At 49.0% G+C, this 18,707-nt stretch carries 19 protein-coding genes; 7 read left to right on the top strand and 12 right to left on the bottom strand.

From position 1 onward, the window contains the following. Positions 1–153 precede the first annotated feature (153 nt). From IEW74_RS11860 to xseA, 3 genes are all read right to left on the bottom strand, one after another. Entirely contained in the window at positions 154–528 is a 375-nt protein-coding gene (locus tag IEW74_RS11860) for a response regulator (RefSeq protein ID WP_188665297.1), read from the bottom strand. Positions 529–616: 88 nt separating this feature from the next. Next, positions 617–1,438, bottom strand: a complete 822-nt coding sequence (locus IEW74_RS11855) for a M23 family metallopeptidase (protein ID WP_188665294.1) — start codon at positions 1,436–1,438, stop codon at positions 617–619. Further along, the gene (gene xseA / locus IEW74_RS11850; RefSeq protein ID WP_188665291.1) at positions 1,438–2,985 is read right to left on the bottom strand and encodes an exodeoxyribonuclease VII large subunit; all 1,548 of its coding nucleotides are present in this window, start codon (positions 2,983–2,985) and stop codon (positions 1,438–1,440) included. Before xseA ends, IEW74_RS11855 begins: the two co-directional genes overlap by 1 nt. 68 nt (positions 2,986–3,053) lie before the next feature. On the opposite strand from xseA, the gene purD reads away from it, so the two are divergent. Together purD and IEW74_RS11840 are read left to right on the top strand one after the other, a co-directional pair. Beyond that, complete coding sequence (gene purD / locus IEW74_RS11845) at positions 3,054–4,337, top strand: phosphoribosylamine--glycine ligase (protein WP_188665289.1); 1,284 nt, start codon at positions 3,054–3,056, stop codon at positions 4,335–4,337. Between the two features lie 359 nt (positions 4,338–4,696). After that, positions 4,697–7,519: an EAL domain-containing protein gene (locus tag IEW74_RS11840; protein WP_188665286.1), complete on the top strand. Its 2,823-nt coding sequence runs from the start codon at positions 4,697–4,699 to the stop codon at positions 7,517–7,519. 24 nt (positions 7,520–7,543) lie between these two features. Here IEW74_RS11840 and IEW74_RS11835 read toward each other — a convergent pair whose 3' ends face one another. Together IEW74_RS11835 and IEW74_RS11830 are read right to left on the bottom strand one after the other, a co-directional pair. Next, entirely contained in the window at positions 7,544–8,425 is an 882-nt protein-coding gene (locus IEW74_RS11835) for a prephenate dehydratase (RefSeq protein ID WP_188665283.1), read from the bottom strand. A gap of 21 nt (positions 8,426–8,446) precedes the next feature. Then, positions 8,447–9,187 (bottom strand): 3-deoxy-manno-octulosonate cytidylyltransferase, encoded by a 741-nt coding sequence (locus tag IEW74_RS11830; protein WP_188665280.1) that lies wholly within the window; start codon positions 9,185–9,187, stop codon positions 8,447–8,449. A gap of 375 nt (positions 9,188–9,562) precedes the next feature. Between IEW74_RS11830 and IEW74_RS11825 the strand changes: the two genes are divergently transcribed. Both IEW74_RS11825 and IEW74_RS11820 read left to right on the top strand, forming a co-directional pair. Further along, positions 9,563–9,907: a hypothetical protein gene (locus IEW74_RS11825; RefSeq protein WP_188665277.1), complete on the top strand. Its 345-nt coding sequence runs from the start codon at positions 9,563–9,565 to the stop codon at positions 9,905–9,907. Positions 9,908–9,991: 84 nt separating this feature from the next. Next, complete coding sequence (locus IEW74_RS11820; protein WP_188665274.1) at positions 9,992–11,428, top strand: ATP-binding protein; 1,437 nt, start codon at positions 9,992–9,994, stop codon at positions 11,426–11,428. Between the two features lie 23 nt (positions 11,429–11,451). On the opposite strand, the gene IEW74_RS11815 is transcribed toward IEW74_RS11820, so the two are convergent. Further along, the gene (locus IEW74_RS11815) at positions 11,452–11,913 is read right to left on the bottom strand and encodes a MarR family winged helix-turn-helix transcriptional regulator (RefSeq protein ID WP_188665271.1); all 462 of its coding nucleotides are present in this window, start codon (positions 11,911–11,913) and stop codon (positions 11,452–11,454) included. A gap of 88 nt (positions 11,914–12,001) precedes the next feature. Between IEW74_RS11815 and IEW74_RS11810 the strand changes: the two genes are divergently transcribed. Together IEW74_RS11810 and IEW74_RS11805 are read left to right on the top strand one after the other, a co-directional pair. After that, positions 12,002–12,664, top strand: coding sequence for a fumarylacetoacetate hydrolase family protein (locus IEW74_RS11810; RefSeq protein WP_188665268.1), 663 nt, complete (start codon positions 12,002–12,004; stop codon positions 12,662–12,664). 3 nt (positions 12,665–12,667) lie between these two features. After that, the gene (locus IEW74_RS11805) at positions 12,668–12,952 is read left to right on the top strand and encodes a hypothetical protein (protein WP_188665265.1); all 285 of its coding nucleotides are present in this window, start codon (positions 12,668–12,670) and stop codon (positions 12,950–12,952) included. Here IEW74_RS11805 and arsJ read toward each other — a convergent pair. The 3 genes from arsJ to IEW74_RS11790 are packed head-to-tail and all read right to left on the bottom strand — an operon-like array spanning position 12,934 to position 15,481. Next, the gene (gene arsJ, locus IEW74_RS11800; RefSeq protein ID WP_229734335.1) at positions 12,934–14,208 is read right to left on the bottom strand and encodes an organoarsenical effux MFS transporter ArsJ; all 1,275 of its coding nucleotides are present in this window, start codon (positions 14,206–14,208) and stop codon (positions 12,934–12,936) included. The two genes, IEW74_RS11805 and arsJ, sit on opposite strands and share 19 nt — an antisense overlap. Further along, positions 14,151–15,161: an ArsJ-associated glyceraldehyde-3-phosphate dehydrogenase gene (locus IEW74_RS11795; RefSeq protein ID WP_188665262.1), complete on the bottom strand. Its 1,011-nt coding sequence runs from the start codon at positions 15,159–15,161 to the stop codon at positions 14,151–14,153. Before IEW74_RS11795 ends, arsJ begins: the two co-directional genes overlap by 58 nt. Beyond that, positions 15,158–15,481 carry an ArsR/SmtB family transcription factor gene (locus IEW74_RS11790; RefSeq protein WP_188665260.1) on the bottom strand — a complete coding sequence of 108 codons (324 nt, stop codon included), beginning with the start codon at positions 15,479–15,481 and terminating at the stop codon, positions 15,158–15,160. Before IEW74_RS11790 ends, IEW74_RS11795 begins: the two co-directional genes overlap by 4 nt. 115 nt (positions 15,482–15,596) lie before the next feature. Here IEW74_RS11790 and IEW74_RS11785 point away from each other — a divergent pair, with 115 nt between their 5' ends. Next, positions 15,597–16,115, top strand: a complete 519-nt coding sequence (locus tag IEW74_RS11785) for a nucleoside 2-deoxyribosyltransferase (RefSeq protein ID WP_188665257.1) — start codon at positions 15,597–15,599, stop codon at positions 16,113–16,115. Here IEW74_RS11785 and IEW74_RS11780 read toward each other — a convergent pair. The 3 genes from IEW74_RS11780 to IEW74_RS11770 form a co-directional block, all read right to left on the bottom strand. Further along, positions 16,090–17,376, bottom strand: coding sequence for a hypothetical protein (locus IEW74_RS11780; protein ID WP_188665254.1), 1,287 nt, complete (start codon positions 17,374–17,376; stop codon positions 16,090–16,092). The genes IEW74_RS11785 and IEW74_RS11780 overlap by 26 nt on opposite strands. Positions 17,377–17,441: 65 nt before the next feature. Next, entirely contained in the window at positions 17,442–18,230 is a 789-nt protein-coding gene (locus IEW74_RS11775; protein WP_188665251.1) for an alpha/beta fold hydrolase, read from the bottom strand. A gap of 78 nt (positions 18,231–18,308) precedes the next feature. Further along, on the bottom strand, positions 18,309–18,671 hold the full coding sequence (locus tag IEW74_RS11770) for a response regulator (protein WP_188665248.1): 363 nt from the start codon (positions 18,669–18,671) through the stop codon (positions 18,309–18,311). Positions 18,672–18,707 lie beyond the last annotated feature (36 nt).

The raw sequence follows: 18,707 nt of genomic DNA, 5'->3' as shown, positions 1-18,707 counted from the left end.
ATGGGAACCATGGATACCTCCATTGTAGGCCGTTTTTGTAGCTATAAATAGCCTACTCCCATCACCTTATACTTGTGAATCAATAACTTAATAAATCCCTTATCCCGAATCCGCGTTGCTTATACTGGCGCTTTACAGTTCCATTCTTGAATTTTAAGGCTTTCCCGAACAGCCAAAACGGACCAGCATTTCCACCATTTGTTCCGCGCTGAAGGGTTTTGCCAGCGCATCATCAGCCCCCAGCGTTTTGGCATAACGCAAGGGTTCAAACTCGCTATCGCCATAACCGCTCATGGCAATAATTTTGAGGTCGGGATGGTTTTGACGGATATTGCCGATTGTCTCAAACCCATCACATTCAGGCATAAAAATATCCAATAAAACCACATCGACGTTTTCATCATTGAGAATTTGACCCGCCTGAATGCCATTTTCCGCAACCCGAACATGATATCCGTGGCTGCCCAAGATTTCAGACATCGCAAAACGGATTTGTTCATCATCATCTACCAGCAAAATTTTCGTCATTGAAAATAAGGTCTCCAGATAGAATGGCTGATACGCCACTAAATTCTAATATAGATTTTATAGCATTTAAATTGCAGGTTATGAACGATTATTTGACCAGAAGTTGCGGATCCAATGCGATCCCTTTGAGACTGACCCCCCAATGCAAATGAGGCCCGGTTGCCCGCCCGGTCATCCCGACTTTGCCAACCGGGTCACCTTTTTTTACGAACTGGCCTTCTTTCACCAGAATGTCATCCATATGAATATAAATGGATTGCAGACCGTGCCCATGATCAATCATCACACATTTGCCCATCAGATACATGTCAGGATGCACCAATGAGATCACACCATCACCATCGGCCTTAATCAGGGTCCCTTTGGGGGCCGCAATATCCAATCCCTTGTGCGGGCTACGCGGCTTCCCGTTTAAAATCCGCTGAGACCCAAACACACCGGAGATACGCCCCTCAACCGGCTGCATAAAACCGGAGGCAAACCATGTTTGCGCTGTGAAAACCTGACGCGTCCGCCCAACTGCTGCATTATCGGCACGAATGCGTTTGACGGCTTCGGGGTTAGGGGTCACTTTCTTTTTCGGCAAACCGTCAATACGTTGTATTTTAAAATTCTGTTTGGCAATTTTAAGCGTTTCGCTGACTTGCTGACCATCGGGATAGGTAATCATCAAATGGCTTTTTACCCCATGATCCCGGCCAAATCCCAACAGAAACAAACCCTCCTTGGAAACCGCAATATCTGTAGCATCCAGACTGACAAGACTACCCGGTGTCACGGTTCCAAAAACCAATCCCCCTTGTTTAAATGCCCCGTTCAGGGAATAGGTCGCCGCTTGCGCACTCACCGCCAGCAAAAAACTGAGACTCAACAGAAGGACACACAATCGGATACGAGACATCAAAGGCATTAAAACAGGCTTCCTTGTTTCGGTGGGCTTTTGGGCAGTTGGGCTTTTGGCTTGGGTTTAGGTTTGGTCGCAACCGGCGGGGCGGATGGGGACGGGGTTTCACCGTCTTGGGCCACCACCACATCAACATGTTCATTGCCGCCAAATTGAATGGCAAGACCTTGTCCGTTTTCCAATCCTTTGGCAGAGGTCACGGCATTACCCGCCGTATCGGTAACAAGGGCAAAGCCACGGTCCAGAACGCTTTTGTAGGAATAGCTCTCCAATAACGCCGACAAGCTGACCAGTTTCTGCTGCGCACGATCAATCCCGTCATCCACGGCTTTGCGGCGTACCAAGGCACTTGTGCGATCATATTGGCTGTGTTTTTTCTGTAAAAAAGATTGATATCCCGACATCAACGCCTGTGTGCGCGCACTCAAACGATCTTGTGCATTTTGCAATTGCTGATGCGGTTGCGGGATTTTAGAGGCCAATTGATCCACCCGCATGCCATGCCGCTGCAAGTAATTCTCCATCGAATTGGCAAGGCGTTCCACCCGGTCATCCAGTCGTTGCGTCATATCATCCACAAGACGCTGTGGGTTGGGGATGGCCCGTCCTGCACTGACCACACGCAGGCGGCGATCTTCCAGATTTCGGGTAATCGCGCTTTCCAGACGGGCGGCATCGTCCATTACTTGTGCCAATAATTCCCGGCGGACCGGTACGGCAATCTCAGCTGCGGCTGTTGGCGTCGGTGCACGTTGATCAGAGGCATAATCAATCAAGGTCGTATCGGTTTCATGCCCCACAGCCGAGATTAACGGAATGTCGCTTTCGGCCGCTGCACGCACAACAATTTCTTCATTAAAGGACCAAAGGTCTTCTAATGATCCACCGCCACGCGCAACGATTAACAGGTCTGGTCGGGGGATACCGTTTGATCCATCCAACGCGTTGAATCCACGAATGGCCTTGGCAATCTGATCGGCTGCCCCCTTGCCTTGCACCAGACAGGGCCATAACAAAACATGACGGGGGAAACGATCATTTAATCGATGCATGATATCGCGAATCACCGCCCCGGTCGGCGAGGTCACAATCCCGATGGTTTTGGGCAAAAACGGCAATTTCTTTTTGCGTTCCGGGGCGAATAATCCTTCGGCTGCCAGTTTGCGTTTTAAATCTTCCAACAGTTTCAGCAACGCGCCTTCGCCTGCCAATTCCATCGATTCGATCACCATCTGGTATTTGGAACGCCCCGGATACGTGGTCAGGCGCCCTTTACAAACCACTTCCATCCCGTCTTGCGGGCGCAAATCCAGCTTGGCCGCCACACCTTTCCAGCACACCGCATCCATCACCGCATTTTCATCCTTGAGCGCCAGATAAAGATGACCGGAGGCCGCGCGTTTAAATCCACTGATTTCACCGCGTACACGCACCAGCGAAAAGGCATCTTCCACCGTCCGCTTTAAGGCGCCGGAAAGTTCAGAGACACTGAAAACCGGCTGATTATGTTCAGCGGGTGTGTCAAAAGCATCTGCAAAAGGGTTGTCAGTCATGGGGGGTAATATGGTACAAGACGATCAACTTGTGAACAGCAAATCCATATTGAAGGTGGGAAGTCGCTATGAAAGTACTCGTCGTTGGTTCCGGTGGTCGTGAACATGCTTTGTGTTGGGCCATTGCCAAGTCCTCCAAACTGTCCAAACTCTTTTGTGCACCGGGCAATGCGGGTATTGCAGAGGTTGCCGAATGTGTCGCCATTGGCGGGGAAGATATTGACGCGCTGGTCACGTTTGCCAAGGATAATGCAATTGACCTTGTGGTTGTCGGTCCCGAAGCCCCCTTGGTTCTCGGCCTTGTTGATAAACTGGAAGAAGCCGGCATTCGCGCTTTTGGCCCCAGTGCTGCTGCTTCCGTGCTGGAAGGCTCCAAGGGATTCATGAAAGACATGTGCGCCAAAGCCGGTGTCCCCACCGCCGCATATGGTCGTTTCACAGAGGCAGAAGCGGCAAAATCCTTCATCCGTGAAAACGGTGCCCCCATCGTTGTAAAAACCGACGGACTGGCAGCCGGGAAAGGTGTGATTATTTGCCAAACGGTTGGCGAGGCTGAAAAAGCCGTTGATGACATGATGGGCGATAAAATCTTTGGCGATGCTGGTAACGAAATTGTCGTCGAAGATTTTCTGGAAGGCGAAGAATGCAGTTTCTTTGCCCTAATCGATGGCGAACGCGCCCTACCTTTGGCCGCTGCCCAAGATCACAAGGCCGCTTATGACGGGGATAAGGGCCCCAATACAGGCGGCATGGGGGCTTATTCCCCGACCCCGATTGCAACACCTGAAATTTGCGATAAAATCATGGAAACCGCCATTACGCCGCTGATTAAAACAATGGCCAAAGAAGGCTGCCCTTATAAAGGTGTCCTGTTCTGTGGCTTGATGGTCAAAGACGGCGTACCGACGGTTCTGGAATATAATATCCGTTTCGGTGACCCGGAATGTCAGGTCCTTATGATGCGTTGGAAATCCGATGTGTTGGAAGCTTTGGATGCCGCCGCCCAAGGGAAATTGGATGACATTCAACTGGACTGGCATGACGAAACCGCAATGGTCGTTGTGATGGCGGCGCAAGGCTATCCGGGTTCTTATGAAAAAGGCACCGAGATCAAAAATATAAATCAGGCTAATACAATCGAAAATGCCTTTGTCTTTCATGCCGGAACCAAAGCCGATGACGGTAAAATACTAGCAACCGGCGGGCGTGTTCTGGGGGTAACGGGACGCGGTCAAACCGTACGCGAGGCACAGGCAACAACCTATAAAGCCGTTGATGCGATTGATTGGGAAAAGGGCTTTTGCCGGCGTGATATCGGCTGGCGCGCCGTTGCCCGCGAAGACCAAAAATAAATCCGCATCCCCAAAAGGGTCATTTATTTAATCTTAATCATCACCGTCCTTACGTGCCGGTTGATTTGTGCTGTTTTTTTTCTTAAATTGCGCGAAAAATAAGTAATGGTTGTCTTTTGGGTTTGAATACTACTTCTTTAGTCGTGGTTTTCATCACAAAGGATGAACATTTGATATAATAACGACGAGTCGCCAATGAAACGCGTACCGCTTTTAAAAAGCGCATGCCTGCTTGTTCTATTGTCCCGTACGGTAATGCCCGTAAAAAATGCATTGCCAGTAGGCGTTTCTTTTGCGCACGAAGAAGGAGCGATTTTGCCGGGCTCGTTCAGCGCATGTTTCCTTTACGAGGAAACACAATGAAACGCTCCAATGCCATTGGTTTATTGTTTATCATTCTCGGAATTGTTATCGCTACAATTTTCCAGTTCTTCAAATCCGATGCCGATGAAATTGCGCATTTATCGCAAACCATGCAACAGGCCTTGCAGGTCAAGCAACTGGATACCCAACTGAACGAACATGCCTTGAAAGCCGCCAGTTTTCGGCTTGTGCATTTCGATCATATCGTGCAAACGGTCCGCCAGTTATCCGATGTACGTCAATCCTTGCAACAATCTGTCCAACGCTTACCATCACAATTAACACAACGGTTCACCAAGCTGGAAGCGGTGATTGATCAACGCATTGATCAGCTTGAACGTCTGAAAGACAAAGTTGCCCTTGCTCGCAATTCAAGCAATTTCCTGCTCAAATATCTTGGCATGAATGTGGATAAGCAATCCGGCGAAATTGCGCTCAAGTCCCTGCATGCCATGACGGAATTGCAGGCTTTTCAGCTCTTTCCCACCCGCCAGCGCCTTCAGGCGACACAAGACATATTGAACCAACTTACAGAAACGCTTGACCGCGAACATGCCTTTCAAATTGTCGCCCATCACCTGCAACGCAGCTTTGAGCTGACGCAGGATATTTCCGCTATACTCAATAACGTGCTCGCTAACGAAAGTCAGGAGGCAATCAATGAATTTGTCTCTCATTTGTACGCCGTTCAAACCCAGCGGCAAAATCTGTCCAATGGATATCGTTATATTCTGTTTGCTGTGGCTGTTATCATTTTCATTGCGCTGGCCTATATGATTGTCCGCTGGACAAAAGAACGCCACCGCGCACAAGAAGCCGCTCAGTTATTTGAAGATGCCGTCGACAGCATGTCCGAAGGCTTTGCCTTTTTTGGCCCCGACCAGAAGCTTGTTTTCTGGAATTCAACCTTTGCCCGGTTGCACGACCCCTTGGAAAATCGACTTTATAAGGGAATGAGCTGGCAGGAATTTGAAGACACTCAAAAAGAAGTCGGTTTCCTGTTGCAAAGCGAGTTACAGAAAGACGGCAGTACATTGGACCTGACCTGCGACGGCAACTGGATGCTAAGCGCCAATACCCATATGCACCAAGGCGGTTATGCTGTTGTGCGTGTTGATTTAACCGAACAAAAACGTGCACAGGATCAATTGCAACTGGCGGCAACCGTTTTCCAAACCGCCAGCGAAGCCATGATGGTCACCGACAAAGACGATATCATTCAAATGGTAAACCCGGCCTTCAGCAAGATCACCGGCTACCCGGAACGCGAAGTCCTCGGTCATTCCCCGACCCTCCTTAGCTCCGGTCACCATAATGCGGCCTATTACAAGAAAATGTATCTCGACCTGCAAAATACCGGAACATGGCAGGGCGAAATCTGGAACCGGCGCAAAAGCGGCGAGATTTATCCAGAATGGCTGTCCATTTCGACAATCTATGATGACGATGGCGAGGTTTTGCAACGTGTTTCGCTCTTTACCGACATCACCAGCCGGAAAAAATCGGAAGAACGCATTCATTATCAGGCCAATTACGACTCCCTGACCGATTTACCCAACCGCAATCTGTTCAAGGAACGCCTGAACCACGCCATCAATATGGCCCGGCGCAGTAAGGACCGCCTCGCCCTGCTTTTCCTTGATCTGGACAATTTCAAACATATCAACGATACGCTTGGACACCTGCTGGGGGATGAATTGTTGCATCAGGTTGCACAACGCCTGCGTTCTCTTTTCCGTGAAAGCGACACCATCGCGCGTCTGAGCGGGGATGAATTCGTGATTATCATTAACGAAGCCAACTATGACCCGGATCTGCAACACCTGTTGACCCGCCTGCTGGAATGTATCAGTCTGCCCTATGTTCTGGATGGCAATACCGCTTATACTTCTGCCTCTGTTGGCGCGACCTTCTTTCCCGACGATGCTCAAAGCGGTGAAAACCTGCTGAAAAACGCCGATGCCGCCATGTTCAAGGCCAAAGAGATGGGGCGCAATACCTATTCATTCTTCACACCGGAAATGAACAGTCGCGCACAGGAACGTCACACACTGGAAGTCGCCCTGCACAAGGCACTGGAGAAAAAACACTTCCTGTTACATTACCAGCCGATTGTCGATCCCCACACCCAGACCGTTGTGTCAACCGAAGCCTTGGTGCGTTGGAATGACCCGGAAAAAGGGTTGATCTCGCCAGAAAAATTTATTCCCGCCGCCGAAGATACCGGCCTGATCGTCCCGATGGGGGAATGGATTTTACGTCAAGCCTGCGCAGATGCCGCCCATTGGCAACAGGAAGAAGGTTTAAATGTCGGGGTCAGTGTCAATCTGTCTTCGCGCCAGTTTATGCGCAGCGATATCTATGGGCTGGTGAAAGATGTTCTGAAAGAAAGCGGCCTTCCCGCCAGTAAACTGACACTGGAAATCACCGAAAGCCTGTTGGTCGAAGACGAAAACGAGATTTTAAAAACTTTACGCAAACTGCGTGATCTCGGCGTTCTTCTCTCCATTGACGATTTCGGAACAGGATATTCGTCTCTCAGTTATCTCAAACGTTTCCCGATCACCACCTTAAAAATCGATCGCTCTTTTATCTGCGATATCCTCAGCGACAACGAAGATGCCGCCTTGACCCAAGCCATTCTTTCAATGGCAAAAAGCATGAACCTGAAAGTCGTGGCCGAAGGTGTGGAAAATGCCGGACAGGCCGAATATCTAAAAGAACGCCAATGCGACCTTATACAGGGCTTCTATTACAGCAAACCTCTTGCGCTGGAAGACCTTTTGCTGTCTTTGAAACAGAAAAAATTATCGGCCTGAACCCGGTTTGATCCGGGTTTTTCTTTATTCATCGGTTATTTTTTGCTGTAAACGGTAAGGGTGCGGCGGATAAACACCGAGAATTTTGACCGTTTGGGTGAAGAATTCGAGTTCTTCCAGGGCAAGGCGCAGATTGCGGTTATCAGGGTGGCCTTCGCAATCGGCGTAGAATTGAGCGGCAACAAAACTGCCGTCCACAATATAGCTTTCCAGCTTGGTAATATTGACGCCGTTGGTGGCAAATCCGCCCAAGGCTTTGAACAGGGCAGCAGGGACGTTGCGAACCCGAAAGACAAAAGAAGTCACAGACATACCGGCCTTTGGATGCGGGACAATTGCATCTTTGGACATCACGACAAAACGGGTGGTGTTATGTTCAGCATCTTCAATATCAGCCGCCAACGAGGTCAGCCCGTAAATTTCACCGGCCAGTTCAGAGGCAATAACCGCGCGGGTGGTGTCGCCGGATTTTGCAATTTCTTTGGCGGACCCGGCAGTATCAACGGCGACGATGGGCGTGATTTTATGTTCTTTTAAGAAATCACGGCATTGGTTCAGCGCATGCACATGACTGTAAACTTCGGTGACGTCTTCCAGTTTTGTACCGGGAACAGCCAGCAGGTGATGGTTAATGCGTTGATAATGTTCCCCGATGATATGCAAGCCCGATTCCGGCAGTAGATGATGGATATCGGCAACCCGTCCGGCAACCGAATTTTCAATCGGGATCATGGCGAGCCCGGCTTTACCGTCACGTACCGCACTAAAGGCATCTTCAAATGTCCGACACGGCATTGTTGTCATTTCGGGGCGTGACATGCGGCATGCCAAATCCGAATAAGCACCATGTTCGCCCTGAAAGGCGATAATTTTGGCCGGATCAACCGGGCGGGACAAATCAGACATTTGTTTTTCTCTACCTATTTCTTATTTAAGCGCATCGCGTGCGCGTTCTAAATCCTCGGGAGTATCAACGCCCAAGGGGACGGTGTCAACGAGGGCGACATCAATGCGCATGCCATTTTCAAGCGCACGCAGCTGTTCCAGTTTTTCGCGTTGTTCCAGCACACCGGGGGCGAGATGGACAAAACGCTGCAAAGCATTCCGGCGAAAGGCGTAAAGCCCGATATGATGGTAAAGCGGGCCGTTGCCGTAAGGCGCGGTGGCGCGGGTGAAATAAAGCCCGTGCCCTACGTTTGCGCCGTCTTCAAACCCGACCACGGCTTTGACAACATTGGGATTGGTCTTTTCCGATTCTTCACTGATTTCCACGGCAAGTGTGGAAATATCGACAACCTCTTTACCCAATGGGGCGAAAACTTTACGGACAATTTCAGGGTCCAGTGTCGGCAAGTCGCCTTGGACATTAACGATGGCATCATATTTTGCCTCGGGGTCGATGGCTTGAACCGCTTCGTACACCCGGTCAGACCCGCTGGGATGGTCCGGGCGGGTTAAAACCGCATGTCCCCCGGCTGCAATAACAGCATCGGCAATTTCTTTTTCCGCACAGGCGACAAAAACGGGACCGATTTTGGCCTCCATCGCACGGCGCCAAACATGAACAATCATGGGGTCGCCATGAATATCGGCCAACGGTTTGCCGGGCAGGCGTTCAGATGCCATACGCGCAGGGATGATCACAACGGGATTTTTGGGTAAAGACATGGGCTTACACTCATATGATTGGCTTCTTCTTGTTGTTTTAAACCATTTCGCAAAAAGAAGCCAAGCGCAGAATGCAACGGGGTTGAAACCGGGCTCACTGTACGATTGTTTTGGGGATAAGCACCAATTGTTTCTTGATGCAATCGGACATTCTCGCAAAAGGCGACCCGGCGCGCGGCGAAACACCGTCATCCCCGTGAAAACGGGGACCCATTTGTATGAAATGAGAAGTATATAACCCATTGATTTGAAATGGATCCCGCATCAGGTGCGGGCCGATGTTTTTTTGATTAACGATTAAGGCGTCAAAGAAATATAAAAAAGCGCCTCATTCGTCCATATCCTCATTCAGATGACTGTTGAAAAGGTTTATGGATGAACGCTGATGTACGGGACGACAATTTACGTTTGATTTTTGCAAAACAAGAAGGGGAGTTTATCGGTAGAAAAATAGCGTATCATGTGAAATCACTTGTTTATGCGGGGATAACAGTTGGGGCATTCTTGCTATATCTGGCCCTTCTGCCCCTCTTAAATGTTTTATACCCTGATTGGGAACAGTGGTTCATGGCTATCGCTTTCGGTGGATTCCTTATTGTATTTACGGTTTCTGTGATGGCGATTTTCAGTTTTTTCAAGCTGCGCAAGTATTTGATTTATAGAAAAAACTACCAACGGTTTATGAAGAGCTATAATCGGATGCCGAAACAGACTTTCTAAGATCATTGCCTTGCGCTTAGGTCAAAGCTTGCGTATTCTCTTGGCATAATAAAGGTTTAGAAAACAGGTTGGGGCATCTGCAATATGGAAACGTACGGGGTTGAGACGGTCAAAAACCGCTTATTGTTTGATAACCCGTGGTGGGCATTGGATGATCAGGCGCCCCCAAAGTTTAAACAACCGTCCAAGCGCCTGTTTTTTGAACAATTTGCCCAAAAGGTTGAACAAGGCGACATTGGGCGTGCGGTTGTTTTATCCGGTCCGCGCCGTGTTGGGAAAACCGTTATGGTTCGCCAGATGGTCGCGCGTTTGATCGAAGGTGGTGCATCGCCCCGACATGTCTTATTGGCTTCATTGAGCACCCCGACTTATTGGGATGTTGGCTTTTATAAAATTATTGAACTGTTTATGGAACGCAACGCTGAAACGGCAGAGGGCAAGATGCTTTATGCTTTTTTGGATGATATGCAATATGTTGCGGATTGGGAAACCGATCTGAAAAAAGTCGCAAAAGATTTTCCACAGGTTCGGATCGTGGCGGCGTTGTCGGCGGGTGTTCCGTTGGCAGAAGAGATTGAAACCAAAGATCCCGGTTATGATGTGGCTGTTTTACCGCCGGTCAGTTTTGCGGAATTTTTACGCTTTCGCGGACGTGAACAGGAATTGTTTGGCGGTGACCCTGCACAGCACAGGTTGGCTTTTAACCAGTCAAACCTGTCTGCGCTCAATCGTGAGTTAAACTATTACATTAACTATGGTGGCTTTCCTGAGAGTATTCTTGGAAAAATGCAAGGTGCGCCTTCACCGCTTTTTGTACGTGACGGCATGATTGAACGTTTGCTGCATAAAGATACGGCCTCCTTTTTTGGAATTAACGATTTAAAGGGCCTGTCTCATCTTTTTACGTTGCTGGCCTATAATACGGCGCTTGAAGTGAGTATTGAGGAACTGGCGCGTGAAACCAAAATTGCCAAAAATACCTTGCGCAAATATCTCGATTTTTTGGAATCCGCTTGGCTAATCCGGCGTTTGCATCGGGTGGATAAAAATGCCAAACGGTTTCAGCGTGCGGTGTCTTTTAAGGTTTATATTACCTCACCCAGTTGGTATGCCGCCCTTTTTGGCCCTGTTTTACCCAATGATGACGTTTATGGACGTTTGGTGGAAACGGCGGTCTATACGCAATGGTTGGGGGCCAGCAAACGTATTTCTGCGCTGACTTACGCCAGCTGGCGCGGGGGCAAGATTGATCTGGTTGGTTTTCAGGATCTGGCGATGCAAAAACAACGCGCACCGGAACCCAATTTGGTGATCGAGATGGACTGGAAGCAAAAACTATCCGGTTTTGGCGAGGGACCGCAAACGGTCACGGAATTTGTGCGCTTGAACTGTAATGGCGAGGAAGACACCTTGTTGCTGACGCACAATATGGTGCGCACGGGTTATCACCGCCATGTGCGTATTCAGTCGGTTCCCGCCAGCCTTTATGCTTATGGCCTGGTCAATGAACTGCCAGAATAAAGCATATTTTTCAAGACGCGAATTTAAACCCCGGCTGCGCTATTGAGCTTGCGTAGCAATGTAATCAACTGAACGCTTTCTTCTTCGCTGAGGCCACTGGTGGTGATTTTGTCGCTTTCTTTTGCCAGTTCTAACCCGCGTTCGTAAACCTGTTGACCTTCATCGCTGAGGACCAGGGCGTTGGAACGACGATCTGTCGGGGAAGGCTTGCGAATGACAAGGCCGCGATTTTCCAGCCCGTCAATGACCGCAACCATTGTGGAACGTTCCACCCCTAATGACCGGGCAACAGCAGATTGGGACATGCCTTTGTTACTGGCGATCAAAGTGAGAACGCCAAATTGACCGGGTGTGACCTGAATCTCGCCCATAGCCCCTGAAAAGTTGTTGAAAGAAGAAACCTGTGCGCGGCGCAGGTGATAGGTCATCAACTCATTTAAAGGGCCAATATTTGTTTTTTGATTTTTCGTACCAAGATCAGACACCAAAAAACCTCTCGGATGGTTTTAGATTAAATGTTATGGATACAAACATATAACCCGTTTACCCGTCTGTCCAGCTTTGGAGTTTATAATGAGTTACGTTCTGCCGCTTTGGACCCCGCCTGCGTTAAAAATTACCGGAACCGAAGATGAATTCCCCATTCGTCGCGTACATTGTGTTGCAAAAAATTATGGCGAACATATCCGGGAGATGGGCGGGGACCCGCAAAAAGTAAAACCCAAGTTCTTTTCCAAATCCGCCCACGCGGTTGCGGCAGGCGCGGATGAGGTAACGATTGAATATCCACGCGCGACAAATGACCTGCATTATGAAGTCGAACTTGTGGTGGCTTTGGGTGAAAAGGCCGAGGTCTATGCCTATGGCATCGGAATTGATTTTACCAAACGTGATGTGCAGGCGGTGGCGAAAGAAACCGGTATGCCGTGGGATACCTCGAAAAATTTCACAGGGGCGGCAGCGGTCTCGCAACTGACATTGGCAGATCAATGTGGGGATCTGAGCCGGGGTGCCATCAGTTTGTCTGTGAATGGCGAAGTCCGCCAGCAAGGGGACTTGGGCCAAATGATTTATGATGTGCAGGAAATTATGGCGCATTTGGAAAGCTATGATGCCCTATTGCCCGGTGATATTATCTTTACCGGGACACCGGCGGGTGTCGGAGCGGTCAAGGCAGGGGATGTTATGACCTGCAAAATCGAAGGCTTGCCGGATTTCACAGTCAAGTTGGTGTAAGCGATGCGGTTTCTGTTTGTCTTACTTGCTGTTGGGATGTTGGCGGGCTGTATGACAACGCCCACACGCCATTGGCAGCATAAAACCATTCCATCTGAACAATGGGGCAGTGATCAACGTCGCTGCCAACGTGCGGCAGAACGTTATCTCGGTCTGGATACGGACTATCACGCTGACCGTGGGCTAAGTGCCTATGATGAACGTATGCGCCAGTTTGAGGTCGGAAAAAAAATGACGAAACTGGTGGGTGATTGTATGCGCAAACGCGGTTATGTTCCTGTGGATTGAAGTGATGGTTTTTTGTTCAGCAAGATCATGCTGCTGGCTGCAATAAAAACCATTATGGCGGAAACACCGAGGCAGGCTTCCAGTCCCGCCCATTGATAAACCAGACCGGACAGTAAGGTGCCCATCAGGCGACCAATCGCGTTTGCCATATAATAAAAACCAACACTCAGGGAAACCTTGTCTGCATCGCTGAAGGAAACAATCAGATAGGAATGCAAAGAAGAATTCACCGCAAAGGCAAGGGCGAAAATCAAAAGACCGCTGATGAGGATCCAGACAATATAATCGGGCAGGAAAAGACACCCCAACGTCATGGAAACAGGCAAGATCAGCAGGATAAATCCCCATAGCATTGCAGCTTGCGCCCCGCTTTGGGCATCTGTGGTTTGTTTGCTTAGGCGGGGAACGAAAGCTTGAATAATGCCGTAGCCGACAATCCAGGCCGCCATGAAAAAACCGATCTGATGAAAAGTCCACCCGAGTTTTTCGGCAAAAAAGACCGGAATGGCAACCACAAACCAAACATCACGCGATGCAAACAAGAAGACACGGGCAAAGGACAGAATATTAATTTCACGGGATTTGGAAAAAAGGTCTTTGCCGGTGATTTTTGATTTGGCTTTTCCCAGTTCCCCATGAATGAGGTTAAGGGCGATAAGAAGGATAAGACTCAGCACACCGGCCATCGCCCACAGGGCCAGTTGAAACCCGAGCGTTTCCAGCAAAAGACCGCCGAGAAAAAAGCCAATTCCTTTTAAGGCATTCTTTGATCCGGTCAGCAGGGATACCCATTTAAACAACAAGCCTTCGTCACTCACCACCAGTTTGACCGCGCTTTTGGATGACATTTTGGTCAAATCCTTGGCAATCCCGCTCAGGGCTTGCGCGGCCATCACATAGGCAACAGACAAAGACATTGCCCAGTCTGCTTGTAACAAAGACAGCATGATCAGGGCGATAATTTGCACGCTTAGGCCAGAAAACAAGGTCAGGCGCAGGCCAAAGCGCGCCCCGATCCATCCCCCGATAAAATTGGTGAGAATGCCCATTGCCTCGTACAGCAAGAATAAGAAGGCAAGGTCTAGCGGGGTATAGCCAAGATGGTGAAAGTGTAACAGGACCAGCATGCGCAACGCCCCGTCACTGAGGGTAAACCCCCAATAACTGGCGGTAACGCAGGCATAGTTTTTTATATCCGTCATGCCTGTTGTGCCATCATCTGTGCGATGTCGACCATGCGTTCGACGTATCCCCATTCATTATCGTACCAAAGATAGACTTTCAAATGGGTGCCATCGACAACCAATGTTGAAGGGCCATCCACAATGGTGGATCGGGGATCATTGGTGAAATCACAGGACACCAGCGGGCGGCTTTCATAACCAAGAATGCCTTTTAACTCCCCTTCTGCCGCCTCGGCGAACAAGGCGTTGACCTCGTCTGCGCTGACGGGGCGTTTTAATTCAAACACACAATCGGTCAACGAGGCATTCAACAGGGGAACACGGACCGCATGACCATCCAGTTTTCCTTTCAGGTCCGGGTAAATAACCGTGATCGCGGTTGCAGACCCGGTGGTTGTCGGGATCAGGGAGTTCAGCCCTGATCGTGCCCGGCGTAAATCTTTATGCGGGGCATCGACCATAATCTGCGTGTTGGTGACATCGTGAATGGTGGTAATGGACCCGCGTTCAATACCGATATTTTCATGGATAACTTTAATTGCCGGGGCAATACAGTTTGTGGTGCAGGAGGCTGCCGTGACAATATGGTGTTTTGCCGGGTCATAGAGATGGTGATTAACCCCGTAAACGATATTGAGAGCCCCGTCCGTTTTCACCGGGCAAGCGACCAGAACTTTCTTGATCCCTTGATCAAGAAAAGGTTGCAGCAATTCATCGGTGCGGTACTTGCCGGAACATTCCAGTAAAAGATCGACCCCCATCGCCGCCCAGTCCATTTTTTCCGGTGCGGTGGTTTCAGAAAAAGACAGGGATTTGCCATCAATGGTAAGGCTGTTTGTCGTATGGGAGATATTGTCACCCCATGTGCCGTGAACGGTGTCAAATTGCAGCAGGTGGGCCGCACATTCCACACCGCCTTTTGGTTCGTTGATATGGACGAATTCCAGATCGGGATTGTTCCATCCGGCGCGCAGAACCAAACGGCCCATGCGCCCAAAACCATTGATTGCCACACGTAGGGTCATGTTCTTACTTCCTTCGTTGATCGACAGAGTTCGGGCTGCCCGTTACAACATTCATCCGACAGAAAGTCGATCAGGGCGTTCATGGTCTTAAAATCTGCAACATAGATAAGGGAGCGTGACTGGCGCGTGCGTTCAATCAGCCCGGCATTGCGCATCTGGTTCAGGTGATGGGACAGGGTCGAGGCGGTGATTTCACACGCACTGGCGATATCGCCAGCACTTGCCCCGTCCGGCCCTTGCCGAACCAGATAGCGGAAAATTCTCAAGCGCGCCTCGTAAGATAACGCGCCGAGCATCTCGGTTGCATCATTAATTTCCATATTTCGACAATAATCAAATTAATAGAGGAATGAAAGCTTTTTTTATGAATGTTTGACGCGTGAATGACGGACCGTCACACTGTTTTAGACAGACTGAGTTTTGAAAGAACGAGACATGACCATTCGTATTTATTTGGCAGGCCCCGGTGTTTTCTATCCTGACCCGATTGCCCATAGCCAAGAATTAAAAGCGATTTGTGCGCAATATGGTTTGGAAGGTGTTTTTCCGATGGATGCCGGGCTGGATATTTCAAACTTAAACAAACATCAGGCAGCCCGCGCCATTTATGAGGCCAACATTGAATTGATTGACAGTTGCGCCGGTGTCATGGCGGATATGCAGGCCTTTCGGGGGCCGGGCATGGATGGGGGAACCGCTTTTGAAATGGGATATGCCGTGGCAAAAGGCCTGCCTGTTGTGGGATATAATGCACAATCAACGTATCTGGCGCGTACGTGTGACTTTTATAACGGTCTTGAGAGGCAAGGCAGGAACGAAGTGGACCCGTATGGCCTGACGGTTGAAGATTTTGATCTGGTGGATAATCTGATGATGGCCTGCGGTGTGCAGGTGATTGTAAGAAATGCACAAAATGCAGCCGAGGTCCTTAGCCGTTTGTGCGCGGCGGGTTGATAAAGGCCATATAAAAACCAAGTATAAGAGCGATTACATTAAGACTGAGCAACGGGCTGAAAAACATCATGGGGTGAGAGGGGCCAATCCCCATATGGGCGCTCAGGATAGTTTGGCACTGAACGGCAAAGGCACTGATAAAGGCCAAGGCAAAGGCACCGTTGAATGGTTTTCCCCTGATCCATGACCACAGACCGATAAGGCTGGTCAGTAAGCTGATGACCCAAAAAGGATAAGACAGCATATTGTCTGATGTCCAGATGCGGCGATAATGGGTCAGTGTAATTTCTAAGAACGCCAGTGGGTCCTGAACAATGCGCGACGATGCGATATCCATGCGAATATCATCAACAGATTTATCAAGCATAAAACCGGCTTGGGTCAGCGCATTAATGGCAAAATTGTCACTGATATAATGCTGCTGAGAAAGCAACAGGTGGCTGCGTGTTTTAAAATCGTCTTCCTGCCAAATCTCATTACGAATGCTTTGAAGATCTTGTTCTATTTTTTCCCACAAGGCCGTACGTGGATCTTTTGAAGCATAGGGCGATTGCTGATTGCTGTTCATCAGGGCGGCATTGGCGAAAACGACCTGGGCTGCTGGCCTATATTCCTGATCGTTGTGCAGGTTGTGATAGGCACTGGCTTCAAGTGATATCAGGGCAATACAGGAAAGAGCGGGTACAAGAAACGCCTTGGCAAAAGAACAATGATTTTTGCGCAAAAAAAGTACAGGCGCGATAATCAGCAAGGGAAGGTAGGCAATACCAAACGGGCACAGGGCGATGGCCATGCCAATGCTGAGACCAAAGCCAAATAACGAAAGAAATCCGTGTGAGGCAATAGCATGCAGCAAAAAGGCTAAAATCATCAGGCTTGTGCTGATAAAAAGCGAGTCCGGCTGGATAACAAAATGTGTGTTTAGAACAAACGGATTCAGCAAAAGGCAAAGTGCGCATAGTAAAGCAAAGAAATGATTGGTGCTGACACGGCAGATGCCAAGCGCCAATATAAAGACAGCAAAGGCATAGGCCCAGATTTGCAGATATGCAATATCCATATGTTCGGGCGTTATCTGGCCGAACAACGCCAGAAAAATAGGATACCCGAGTGAATGAGACGGGGAAAAATCAAAAAAAGCTTGCGACCCTTCAACCATAACCTCTTGGCTTAGCGGAAAGAACGTGAGAAGCAGGGCAATGGTGACAGGCAGGATCGTATGTCCAACGATGGCGCGTATCGTAAGTTGTGATCTGAACATCCTATAGCATTTCCTGCATGTGAAGCTGGAACACTGTGCCTAAATTAATATTGAAATGCAAGTCATTAGACGATTTTCTTAATGAAATCCTTCATCGCCTGCATAACAGGAGCAGGTGCCTGAAAGTGTGGAATATGTGCACAGTTCGGAACCAGAAAAGGGGTCGCGGGTCCGGTTGATTTTTCAACGATAGATTGAACTTGTAACTGGCTGCCATATTCATCATCAATCCCCTGAATGACCAACAAGGGACAGGTGATATTTGCCAGCAGGTTTTCCATATTCCAATGGCGAAATTCGGGCGTGAGCCATGTATCATGCCAGCCCCGAAAAGCTTTATCCGTATTGTCGCCGTGATAACGTGCCAGTTTGGTTTTGAGGTCGTCAGTTTTGAAATATATTTTTCCGGCCTCGACAATACCGTCAATCGTAATATCTTCGACAAAGACATGTGCGGCCTCTGTAATGACCCCACAGAGTTTATCGGGATGAAAGGCCGCATAAATCAACGCAATGGACCCGCCGTCACTGTGACCGACCAGCAGCGGATTTTCAATACCGCCTTGTTCGAGAACGACAGGTAAAATGTCGCGGCCTTCGCGTTCCAGATAGTCGATAGGTCTGGGCACAAGGCCAAGGGGGGAAGATTGGCCAAAACCAATCCGTTCATAGATAAAACCGTTTAGCCCGGTTGCCTGACAGAGTTTTTCTGGAAAATCCTTCCACATCTCAAGACAGCCCAGACCTTCGTGTAAAAACACAAGTGTCGGTTTGCGGTTGTCTTCGTGCAAAATGATATGTTTGGCCCGCATGCGCTGGGTCTGGAATTCAATATCCTGAAAGCTTATGTTCACGGCAGTCCCTGTTAATATAGATGTGATTTATCAGTTACTATATTAACTGTTCGATAGTCGAACAATAATTATTTTGAATTAATGGGCCGTTTTCAAAAGGTGATCAATCGTTTGCAGCAGTTTTCTGGGTTCGAATGGTTTGGACAAGGTTGCCGAAGCCCCTAGTATTTGCGCGAATTCCAGTGGTTCAAAACGACTGGAGGAAACACCGCTCATGGCAATGATCGGCAGGCTGTCTTTCAAGGTCAGAATAAATTGGTAGCCATCTCGTTTGGGCATAAAGATATCGACAAGGGCAACATGTACGCGATTTGCATTTATCTGTTCAAAAGCTTCATCCCCATCATGTGCGCACAAGGTATCAAACCCCTGACTTTCAAGATAAAGCTGGGTGCTTTCCAATATCATGGGATCGTCGTCTACGATCAGGATTGTGGTCATTGTTACACCTCCAAGGGTTATCTTCTCCTTTAAATT

Origin of the sequence: Terasakiella brassicae, from assembly GCF_014641495.1 — a bacterium.
GTDB lineage: Bacteria > Pseudomonadota > Alphaproteobacteria > Rhodospirillales > Terasakiellaceae > Terasakiella > Terasakiella brassicae.
The sequence above is the reverse complement of the archived record's forward strand: the minus strand, read 5'-3'. Positions and strand labels throughout refer to the sequence as shown.